9 protein-coding genes are annotated in these 10,215 nt (G+C 68.9%); 1 reads left to right on the top strand and 8 read right to left on the bottom strand.

Going from position 1 to position 10,215, the window contains the following annotated elements; all coding sequences use genetic code 11:
* The 3 genes from B0W88_RS25940 to B0W88_RS25930 form a co-directional block, all read right to left on the bottom strand.
* A partial coding sequence (locus tag B0W88_RS25940) for a TolC family protein (protein WP_233151846.1) occupies positions 1–577 on the bottom strand: 577 nt, incomplete at its 3' end.
* Positions 578–590: 13 nt separating this feature from the next.
* Entirely contained in the window at positions 591–2,114 is a 1,524-nt protein-coding gene (locus B0W88_RS25935) for a DHA2 family efflux MFS transporter permease subunit (protein ID WP_077037490.1), read from the bottom strand.
* Positions 2,111–3,241 carry an HlyD family secretion protein gene (locus B0W88_RS25930; protein ID WP_083749072.1) on the bottom strand — a complete coding sequence of 377 codons (1,131 nt, stop codon included), beginning with the start codon at positions 3,239–3,241 and terminating at the stop codon, positions 2,111–2,113. The genes B0W88_RS25935 and B0W88_RS25930 overlap by 4 nt, the downstream gene beginning before the upstream one ends.
* 150 nt (positions 3,242–3,391) lie before the next feature.
* Between B0W88_RS25930 and B0W88_RS25925 the strand changes: the two genes are divergently transcribed.
* Positions 3,392–3,889, top strand: a complete 498-nt coding sequence (locus B0W88_RS25925; protein ID WP_077037489.1) for a helix-turn-helix domain-containing protein — start codon at positions 3,392–3,394, stop codon at positions 3,887–3,889.
* A 21-nt stretch (positions 3,890–3,910) separates the two neighbouring features.
* Here the strand turns inward: B0W88_RS25925 and B0W88_RS25920 are convergent, their stop codons facing one another.
* The 5 genes from B0W88_RS25920 to B0W88_RS25905 all read right to left on the bottom strand — a co-directional run.
* The gene (locus B0W88_RS25920; protein WP_077037488.1) at positions 3,911–4,705 is read right to left on the bottom strand and encodes a hypothetical protein; all 795 of its coding nucleotides are present in this window, start codon (positions 4,703–4,705) and stop codon (positions 3,911–3,913) included.
* A gap of 11 nt (positions 4,706–4,716) precedes the next feature.
* Complete coding sequence (locus B0W88_RS33180) at positions 4,717–4,902, bottom strand: hypothetical protein (RefSeq protein WP_144006976.1); 186 nt, start codon at positions 4,900–4,902, stop codon at positions 4,717–4,719.
* 134 nt (positions 4,903–5,036) lie between these two features.
* On the bottom strand, positions 5,037–7,979 hold the full coding sequence (locus B0W88_RS25915) for a TonB-dependent receptor (RefSeq protein ID WP_233151845.1): 2,943 nt from the start codon (positions 7,977–7,979) through the stop codon (positions 5,037–5,039).
* A gap of 145 nt (positions 7,980–8,124) precedes the next feature.
* Positions 8,125–9,156 carry an alpha/beta fold hydrolase gene (locus B0W88_RS25910; RefSeq protein ID WP_077037486.1) on the bottom strand — a complete coding sequence of 344 codons (1,032 nt, stop codon included), beginning with the start codon at positions 9,154–9,156 and terminating at the stop codon, positions 8,125–8,127.
* The coding region (locus tag B0W88_RS25905) for a cache and HAMP domain-containing protein (protein WP_077037485.1) at positions 9,153–10,215 on the bottom strand (1,063 nt) is incomplete at its 5' end. The genes B0W88_RS25910 and B0W88_RS25905, both read right to left, overlap by 4 nt.

The raw sequence follows: 10,215 nt of genomic DNA, 5'->3' as shown, positions 1-10,215 counted from the left end.
GGCGGAAGTAGGCATCGGCCACCTCGGCGACGACGCTGCCCTGCACGCCCGAGCGCTGCGCCTGCGCCACCCGCCAATCGGCCTGCGCGGCGGCGCGGCCCTGGTCGAGGCCGCGGCCCAGGTCGGCCTCCCAGCTCGCGCCGATGCCCAGCGTCTGCAGCGTCTGCTCGCGCTGGTAGCCGGGGAAGCCGCTGGCCAGCGCGCCCTCGGGGCTCTTCAGCGACTGGCGCTGCGCCAGCAGCGAACCCTGCAGGCCGATCTGCGGCAGCGTCGCCGCACCCGCGCCCTGCGCGGCGGCACGGGCCTGCTCGACGCGGGCGAGCGCGGCGGCCAGGTCCAGGTTCTGCGCCAGCGCGCGGCTCACCAGCTCGCTGAGCACCGGGTCGTGGAAGCCCTGCCACCAGTCGTCCAGGGCCGGCGCGGCCTGCTGCGTCGAGGCCGGCGCGACGTGGGCCAGCTTCGGGCCGAGCGGCTCGGGCTGCGGTGCGGCTTCGGGCAGCGAGGCGCAGGCGGCGACCATCAAGCTGGCCGCAACGGCCAGCAGCCGGCGGGCGAAGTAAACGGGGCGTGATTTCATGGCGGGATCCTCGTCAATGGGCATCGGCCGAAGGCATGGCGGGCGGCGTGATCCTGCGCAGCAGCGGCACCACCAGCAGCGCGGCGAGGAAGCACACCATCACGATCAGGAAGGCGTCGGAGAAGGTCATCGTCAGCGCCTCGCGGTAGGTCAGCTGCCAGAGCTGGCGCAAGGCGGCCTCGCCTTCGACAGCCGGCGCATTCGTGTGCTCGGCCAGGCGCAGGAAGTGCAGGTTCGTGCGGTCGTTCAGCACCGTCGCGCAGGCGGCGATGCCGATCGCGCCGCCCAGGTTGCGCATCAGGTTGAACAGGCCCGAGGCCAGCTTCAGCCGCGAGGGCGGCAGCCCGCCCAGCGCCAGCGTCACCACCGGCGGCACGCTCAGCTGCTGGCCCATGCCGCGCAGCGCCTGCGGCAGCAGCAGCTGGGCCGGGCCCCAGTCGTGCGTGATCGGGGCGAAGTCCCACATCGACAGTGCGAACAGCGCCAGGCCCGCCATCAGGATCCAGCGCAGGTCGAAGCGCGAGGCGAGCAGCGCGTAGAGCGGGATCGACATCACCTGGAAGACGCCGGTGGAGAACACGGCCATGCCGATGTCCAGCGCGCTCATGCCGCGCACGCGGCCGAGGAACAGCGGGGTCAGGTAGATCGTCGCGAAGATGCCGATGCCGGTGATGAAGGAGAACAGGCAGCCGAGCGTGAAGTTGCGGTCCTTCAGCGCGCGCAGGTCGACGATCGGCTGCGCGACGACCAGGCTGCGCCAGATGAAGAACACGCCGCTGAGGCCCGCGGTCCAGGCGGTCAGCAGGATGGTGTCGTCGCCGAACCAGTTCCAGCGCGGGCCTTCCTCCAGCGTGTACTCGAGGCAGCCGAGGAACAGCGCCAGCAGCGCCATCGAGGCGTAGTCGGCGCCCTTCAGCAGCGCGAGGTTGGGCTTGTCCACCTTGACCATGCGCGGCACCACCCAGCTCACGACCAGGCCCGGCAGCAGGTTGATGTAGAACAGCCAGGGCCAGGAGAGCGTGTCGGTGATCCAGCCGCCGACGACCGGGCCCAGCGTGGGCGCCAGCGAGGCGATCGCGCCGATGGTGGACGCGGCCACCACCCGCTGCTTGCCGCCGAAGTACATGAAGGCGGTCGTGAAGACCAGCGGAATCATCGAGCCGCCCAGGAAGCCCTGCAGCGCGCGGAAGGCGATCATGCTCTGGATGTTCCAGGCCAGCGCGCAGAGCAGGCTGCTCAGCGTGAAGCCCAGCGCCGAGGCGGCGAACAGCCAGCGCGTGGACATCACGCTGGCCAGCCAGCCCGACAGCGGGATCACGATGATCTCGGCGATCAGGTAGGCGGTCTGGACCCAGGTCGTGTCGTCGGCGCCCGCGGAGAGGCCGCCGCCGATGTCGCGCAGCGAGGCCGAGACGATCTGGATGTCCAGCAGCGCGATGAACATGCCCACGCACATCGTCGCGAAGGCGAGCACCTTCTCGCGGGTCGTCATCCGGTCCGCCGGCACGACCTCGCTGGACCAGAAGCTGGCGCTCATGACCCGCTCGCGCCCGTCGCGGTGTCCACGTCGACCAGCACCGACAGGCCGGGCCGCAAGCGGCCGAGGCGGCTGTCCGCGAGATCGAGCTCGACGCGCACCGGCACCCGCTGGACGATCTTGGTGAAGTTGCCGGTGGCGTTCTCGGCCGGCAGCACGCTGAACTGCGCGCCGGTGGCCGGCGCGAGGCTGCCCAGGCGGCCGTGCAGCACCTGGCCGGGCCAGGCATCGGCGCGCACGCTGACCGGCTGGCCCTCATGCATGCGGGCGAGCTGGTCTTCCTTGAAATTGGCGTCGATCCACAGCCCCTGCGCCGGCACCACCGACAGCAGCGGCGTGCCCGCGCCCACATAGCTGCCGACGCGCGCCTTGCGGTTGCCGATATAGCCGTCCTGCGGGGCGCGGATCTCGGTATAGCCGACCGCCAGCTGCGCGACGCGCTGCTCGGCCCTGGCCTGCACCAGCGCGGCCTGCACCTGCTGGCGCTGAGTGCCGATGACGTCGAGCTGGCGCTGCGCGGCCAGCAGCTCGGCGCGGGCGCGCTGGGTGCCGGCGGTGGCGGCCTTGTAGCTGGCCTCGGCGCGCTGCGCGGCCTCGACGGAGACGGAGGCGCGGCTGACCAGCTCCTTGTGGCGCTGGAAGTCGTCGCGGGCGCGCTGCTCCTCGGCGGCGGCGGCATCGATGCCGGCCTTCGCCCGCTCGATCATCGCCTGCTGCAGCGAGGCGTTCGCCTGCAGATTGGCCAGCGCCGCCTCCTGGGCCTGCAGCGCGCCGGCGGCCCGCTCGGCCTGGGCGTCGTAGTCACGCACGTCGATGCGGGCCAGCAGGTCGCCGGCATGGACGAACTGGTTGTCCGCCACCGGCAGCTCGGTGATGTAGCCGGCCACCTTGGCGCCGATCACCGTGACGTCACCACCGACATAGGCATCGTCGGTCGTCTCGTGGAAGCGGCCGACCTGCCACCAGTGGGCCGCATAGCCCGCCGCCGCCAGCGCCAGCAGCAGCGGCAGGCCGCGGCGCAGCACGAGGCGCGAGCGCGAAGGCCGGGCCGGCGCGGGCGGCACCACGGTGAGTGGCGGTGTCTGCGGGGACGGCAGGGCGGCGGCGTTGGCGGGCGAAGTGCTCATCGGTGGGCTCCGGCTTCTGGATTGGGGCGAAATATAGCCTAGTAACTTCAATCATGTAAGTAACTACAGAATTCGTAAATCAAGCAGAATCGCGCGTTAGCGTGCGATCGCGTTCATTGCATAATTGAAGCCGCGAAGGAGAATCCCGCCATGCGCAGAACCAGCTTCGAATCGATGAACTGCCCCGTCGCCCGTGCGATCGACGTGCTGGGCGACAGCTGGAACGTGCTGATCCTGCGCGAGGCCTTCTACGGCCGCTCACGCTTCGACGAGTTCGTCGCCGAGCTGGGCATCCCGTCCAACACGCTGACGCGGCGGCTGCAGGAGATGGTCGACGGCGGCCTGCTGGAGAAGCGCCTCTACAGCGAGCGCCCGCCCCGCTACCAGTACCTGCTGACCACCAAGGGCCGCGACCTGCGGCCGGTGCTGCTGGCCCTGCTCGCCTGGGGCAACAAGCACGCCACGCCCAGGCAGCAGCCGGTGCGGCTGATTGACACCGAGACCGGTGAGCAGGTGGAGCTGTCGCTGGTCGACGCCCGCACCGGCAAGGCGATCGGGCCGCAGCACAAGGTGCTCAGGCAGAGCGCGCGGCCGGTGAAGGTGGAGATGTTCGACTTCGACGGGGAGAGCGCGGCGGCCGAGGCCTGAGCGGCGGCAAGCCGCAGGCGCTCAGGAAGGCGAAGGCGCCTCTTCGATCAGCGGCTGTGGCTTCAGGTCTTCATCGGCCGGCGTGAGCTTCAGATACTGGATGTTCAGCGTGATCACCTGGTCGTACTGGATCACGAACGAGTCGCCATCGACAGGATAGAAGCGGTCGATGTCTTCGACAGCGTCGGCGCTGCCCTTGTCCTTCGCGAGAGGCCTGCGCATCGTCTCTTCCAGGATCAGGCGGTCGAGAGAGCCGTCCGACTTGAAGTAGAAATCGTTGAGCACGCCTTTGAAAAGCACGGGCTGGCCGGCCACCGAGACGATCGCCGTCGCGACGATCAGGTCGGGTCGCTCGTCATGCTTGAAATCGGCGCCGGTAAGCAGGTAGTACCAGGGCGCATCGCCAAACCGGAAGAAGGTGCTCAAGGGCGAGCCGATTCGATCGACGCGCGTCGCGGTAATCACTCTCCGAATGAGCGTAGGCACGACATACGAGGCGACGAGCAGCGAGCCGAAGTAGAACTCGATGCGGCCGGTCTGCAGGCTTACCCGTTCGAGCGCCTCGCCATGCATCGCGAGGTTCGACGACAGCAGCTGGAGCAGCGGGCCTGTGTCCGCACTGTCGCCCGCGCGCGGACACATGACCCCGATCCAGATCGCATGGAGGACCGCAGCCCAGAAGATGCTCTCGCTGACCACCCTGCCGAAGGGCGAGTAGTCGAGCGAGGTACTTTCGATGAGCTTGAGTCGGCTTCGGAAGATGAAGCCGGGAAGCAGACAGACAAAGACGATCAGCGCGGGAAGCGCGACATTCATCGATGCGCCGCTCAGGCTGCCTTGGGAACGACTCTCGCGACGTAGCGTTGGGTCGTCGTCGACGACCCTTGCTTCACCTCGATGTAGCTGCGCGTGGTGCCCTCAGCGCCGACTTCTGCCGTGACCTGGCGCAACTGACCCCGTGTGTGGGGATTCGCCAGGATCTGCTTTGCAAGGGGGCTCTTCAGTGCTTTCATGTGGAACCTCCGTGACGAGTCTAGCAGTTGCCATCGACGACAGCCGTTTTCAAGACGCTGGGTGCAAGCCTGTACGGAAAAAGCCCCGCCGGCTCGCGCCAACGGGGCTTTGCTTTCATCGGGCCTTGAGCCGCTTAGAACTTGTAGCGCGCCTCGAGGTAGTACTGCCGGCCGCTCACATCCAGCTTCTGCTGCTCCGCCTCGCTGTAGCGGTACTGCGCCCGCGTCGGGTTCGTCAGGTTGGTGCCGCTGAACGACAGCTGCAGCTCCGGCGTGATGTTGTAGTTGATCGTCAGCGCGACGTTGGTCACCGGGGCGGCGATCGTCGGGGCCGTGGGCATCAGCACACCGTTGATCGTCGACAGGCCCTGGCTGTTGGCGGTCGGCGACGGGGCGGTGGAGCTGGACACGTAGGCGCCGCGGTAGTTCCAGACCAGGCGGGTGCTGAAGATGTCGTTCTCGAAGTAGACGCCGAAGTTGCCGGCGATCTTCGAGGCGCCGACCATCGGGCGGCCGTCCTCCACATGGGTCTCGGCATAGCTGGCGTTGGTGGTCACGCCGAAGCCCGCGCCGACTGGCTGCTCCCAGGCCAGCTCGACGCCGCGGATGCGCGCCTTCTGCTGCGAGGTGCTCTGGATCATGTAGGTGCGCATCGTGTTCGTCGCGGTGTCGAACAGGTCCACCGTGGCGTCCTGCTTCACCGCGCCGGTCTTGGCGTAGCCGTCGATCAGCGAGTCGAACAGGCTGGCCGAGACCATCGCGCGGCGGTCGTAGAACCAGGCCAGCGAGAGGTCGAAGTTGCGCGCCGTCATCGGCTTGAGGTTCGGGTTCGGGCCGTTGACCGTGCAGCCCTGCGTGCCGCAGGTCTGGCTGGAGAAGCCGGTGCCGTAGACGTTGTAGTTCTGGCGGCCGAGGGTCTCCGACAGGCCCAGGCGGCCGATCAGGTCCTTCGTCAGCTCCCAGCGCAGGTTCAGGCTCGGCAGGATGTTGTCGAAGTTCTTGTGGCTGGGCTTCTTGTACCAGGTCTGGCCGACCGGGTTGAACACCGTGCCGTCATAGTAGGCGGTGGCGTTGCCGGCGTCGGTGATCGCGTCCGGGAAGGCGGCGCAGGGCACGGCGGGCTTGCCCGGCTCGGTGCGGGCGCAGATGCCCGAGGGGATCGGCGTCGGGATCAGCGCGTCCACCGTCGTGCGCACGAGGCGGAAGCCGATATTGCCCGACCACTTGTTGCCCTCGAGGTTCTGCATCGCGTAGAGCGCCGTCTGGCGCTCGCGCACGTCGATCTCGGAGCTGACGAAGCGCTCCCAGGCCGCGGTCGTGTCCTTGTTGCGGTTGTTGAAGTAGTCGACCATCACGCTGGTCGGGAAGTAGAAGCCGGTGTTCTCCCAGTTGCCGCCGCCCAGGCCGTTGCCGAAGTCACCGGGGTAGCCCACGGCCAGGTTCGGGTCGAAGGCCGGCAGCGCCGCGGTGTGCACCGCCTTGATCGTGCGCCGGTACTGGCGGTCGTGGTTGGCCGTGCGGCCGCCGAACTCCAGCGTGGAGAAGATGCCGCTGTCCTGCGTGTACTCGAAGTCCAGCGCCAGGCTCTTCTCGCTGTCCACCGTGTGGTGGCTGTTGGCGCCGTTGGCGGCCACCAGCTGGTAGCCGCTGCCGTCGGCGTTCCTGACCGGCACGTTGGCGCCGGTGCCGTAGTACTGGAAGTCGGGCGCTTCCTGCAGGCCGTTGAGCGTGTACGACACGCCCTGGCCGTAGCGGGCATAGCCGTAGCCGCGGTCGGCGTCGGTGTGGCCCACGCCCTTGGTCGTGCTCAGCAGGCCCTTGACCTTCAGGTCCTCGCGCAGCTGGTACTTGAAGTCGAAGTCCAGGAAGCCGCTGCTGGCGCCGGCGCCGCTGCGGTAGAAGCCTTCGTTCTCGCCGACCAGCTGGGCCGGCGTGCCGTCCGCGTACATGATCTGGGCGCTCTTGAGCACCTTCAGCGGCTGGCCGTAGATGGTCGTCTCGTTGACGATCACCGGGTTGCGGATCGATGCGAACACCTGCTGGCCGTTGACGCTGGTCTTGGTCGTCGTGTCGCCCTGCACGCCGGACAGGCCGCGCAGCATGCTCTGGATGTCCGAGTACGACGCGCGGCCGTAGTTGTTCGAGTTCATCCGCGAGTAGAAGCCGGTCAGGCCCAGGTCCAGCTTGTCGGTGGGCCGCGCCTGCAACGCCAGCATGCCGCCCTTGCGGTCGCGCACGCCTTCGACGAATTCGGTGGCCATCGAGCCCGGCAGGCGCACGCCCTGCAGGTCCGCCGCCTTCAGGCCGGTGCCGGCCAGCGATGCGTCGGTGATGCCCTTCATCACGTTGATGTCGATCACGTCCCAGCCGCTGTTGGAGCCGTAGCCGGCGCGGGAGACGGAGTCGCGGCGCACGTAGCGCTTCTCGGCGAACAGCTGGCCGATCACGCCGAAGTTGCTGGCCTCGTTCTTCCAGTTGAAGCTGCCGTTGACCTGCGGGCTGCTCTTGCCCGGCAGGTCGGCATAGACGCCGCCGACGCTGATCAGGCCGCCGAACTTCTGCTTCTCGTCCAGCGGCTTGCGGGTGGTGACGTTGATCGTGCCAGCCAGGCCGCCGTCGGCGATATTGGCCTGCGAGGTCTTGTAGACGGTGGCGGCGTTGAGCACCGAGGACGGCATCAGGCTCAGGCTGGTGGAGCGGCTGCTGGAGCTCTGGTCGGCGAGGTACCAGTCGCCGCCGCTGACCGTGTGGCCGTTGAACAGGATCAGCGACATGTCGGGGTTGGTGCCGCGCATCGAGACCTTCTCGGCCTCGTCATAGTCGGTACGCACCGCCACGCCGACGACGCGCTGCAGCGAGTCGGCCAGGTTCTTGTCGGGCATCTTGCCCACGTCCACCGCGGTGATCACGTCCACGTTGGCCGAGGCCTCGCGCTTCATCGTCAGCGCCTTCTCGGTGGCGGCGCGGATGCCGGTCACGACGACGGTCTCCAGGGCCGGGCCTTCCTGGGCCTGGGCCTGCAGCGAGGCCATCAACACGAGGCCGGCAACGGCGATGGGGGTGCGTTTCGGATGCAAAGGACAGTCTCCCGCTTGTAATAAGTCGAAGCGCGGGATCGTCACGCAGCCGTCACAACCGTCAAAGTAACGAGTTAGTTGTGTTGCATGAGATGAAGTTATGCAAACTGACGAGAGGTGTCAGGTTTTGCTCAGGGAACGCGAACTACCAGGGCTCGCGCGGCCAGGCCAAGGGGATCGACAGGGCCTCGGTCAAGACCTGGCCCCCCAGCCACTGGCCGATCCAGTGGGTCTGGTTGCGGTCCGACAGCAGCGGGGTGTGGCCGGTCTGCGGGATGTGGGCCACCGTCAGCGCCGCGCGGGCATGCAGCTCGCGGCGCATGCGCGCGATCGTCGGCGCCAGCAGCGCGTCGGATTCCAGACCGTGCATCAGCAGCACCGGGCAGCGCACCTTGGCCCAGTCGGCCCACTGGTCGAGCTCCGCACGGGCCTGCACCTCGCGCCGGTAGGCCAGCAGCGCGCGCTGGTCGTGGCGGTAGACGCGGCCGGCGTTCTCCTCGGACCAGCGGGTCTGGTGCCAGGCGAGGTAGTGCCGCACCTCGGGGCTCACCGGGCCGTCGTTCTTCTGCGCGGCGCCCAGGCGGCGGGCGATGTCCTCGGGCGAGCGGAACACGTAGTAGCGGGCCAGGGTCTCGGCGCGATGGCGGCGGCGCGTCGGCGGGATGCTGGGGCCCACGTCGTTGAGCACCAGCCGCGCGACGCGGCCCGGCCAGCGCGCGGCCAGCGCCATCGCCACCGAGCCGCCCATCGAGGAGCCCAGCACATGCACCGGCCCGCGCGGCTGCAGGCGCTCCAGCAACTGGCGCAGCTGCTCGACGTAGGTGGCGCGGTGGTACTCGCTGTCGTCCGCCAGCCAGCCGGACTGGCCGCGGCCCAGCCAGTCCATGCAGACGACGCGGAACTGGCTCGACAGATCCGCCGCCAGGAAGCTGAAGCGCATCGCCGTGTTGGCCACGCCGCCGACGCAGACCAGCAGCGGCGCGTCCGCATCGCGGCCCCATTGCGTGTAAGCCACCGGCGTGGTGTAGGGCCGGCGCAGCCGCGCGGGCACGCCGGCCTGCATGCGCACCGGCTGCTCGTACTCGAACTGGTGGCGGGTGAAGAGGCCGGTGAAGCGCTGGTCGAGCCGCTCGGCCGTCGCCTCGAACGCGGCCCAGACAGGAGTGGAACGACTCATTGCGACTTCTTGCGTTCGCGCTCGCGCTGCCTCAGCACGTCGATCAAGACGTTGAAGGTGCGGCTCAGTTGCCCGATCTCGTCGCGCCCCTCGACCTTGACGACGGCGCGCTTGTAGTCGCCCGCCTTCAGCGCATCGACCGCCTGCGTCAGCGCCCGCACCGGCCGCACGATGCGCCGCGCGAACCACAGCGCCAGGCCCAGGAACAAGAGGCCCACGAGAGCCACGCTGATCATCTGGCGCATGAACAGCGCGTTCAGCGGCGCCTCGAAAGAGCTGCGCGGCTCGCTGACGGCCACCACCCAGCGGCTGGCCAGGCCCTCGCCGCGCACCGGCGCGTAGCCGGCCACCATGTCCTCCTGGACCAGCGTCGAGCGGTAGTCGAGGTGGCCGCTGGCGCGCGCGCCGACCAGCGCCTGCGCGAGCGCGGGCATGTCCAGGCTGGCGATGGTGTCGCGGCGGAAGCGCTGGTCGGCCTTGATCTCGGCCAGCTTGGCCGGCGGCAGCGGCGCCAGGCTCGAATACAGCGCCTTCGGGTCCGTGTGGCCGATGACGACGCCGTCGCCATCCACCAGGAAGGGCCGCAGCGTGTCGCGGCCGCCGCGCACCTCGGCCAGCATGCGGTCGAAGGACGAACCGAGGATGCGCAGCACCACGGCGCCGATCGGCCGCTGCGCCTCGTCGAACACCGGGTTGGCGTAGAACATGCCGCTGGCGCCGGCCACCGAGCCGACGACGATGCCGCTGGTGTAGGGCTTGCCGGCCATCGCCGCCTTGAAGTAGTCGCGGAACGCGAAGTTCCTGCCCATCACGGCCGGGTCGCTGGACACCACGGCCGTGCCGCCCTGGTCCATCAGCATCATCAGCTGCACGTCGGGGTTGGCCGCCACCAGCGCCTGCATCTTGGCGCGGATCTCCGCGACGTCGTGGCCGGGCTTCCCTTCCAGGTAGCCGACGAAGTCGCCATCGGCGCCGAGCGCCTTGGCCAGGTGCTGGCTGTCGGCGATCAGCTGGGCCATGCGGCCGGCGGTGCTGGTGGCCAGCAGCTCGAGGTTACGC

It is taken from the genome of Pelomonas sp. KK5 (genome assembly GCF_001984095.1).
GTDB lineage: Bacteria > Pseudomonadota > Gammaproteobacteria > Burkholderiales > Burkholderiaceae_C > KK5.
Note: the sequence above shows the minus strand (reverse complement) of the source record. Positions and strands in the feature narration are given on the sequence as shown.

Coding starts and splice junctions, on each gene's coding strand:
- B0W88_RS25925 (WP_077037489.1), top strand. CDS start 3,392: ATGCGCAGAACCAGCTTCGAATCGATGAACTGCCCCGTCGCCCGTGCG.
- B0W88_RS25935 (WP_077037490.1), bottom strand. CDS start 2,114: ATGAGCGCCAGCTTCTGGTCCAGCGAGGTCGTGCCGGCGGACCGGATG.
- B0W88_RS25930 (WP_083749072.1), bottom strand. CDS start 3,241: ATGAGCACTTCGCCCGCCAACGCCGCCGCCCTGCCGTCCCCGCAGACA.
- B0W88_RS33180 (WP_144006976.1), bottom strand. CDS start 4,902: ATGAAAGCACTGAAGAGCCCCCTTGCAAAGCAGATCCTGGCGAATCCC.
- B0W88_RS25910 (WP_077037486.1), bottom strand. CDS start 9,156: ATGAGTCGTTCCACTCCTGTCTGGGCCGCGTTCGAGGCGACGGCCGAG.
- B0W88_RS25920 (WP_077037488.1), bottom strand. CDS start 4,705: ATGAATGTCGCGCTTCCCGCGCTGATCGTCTTTGTCTGTCTGCTTCCC.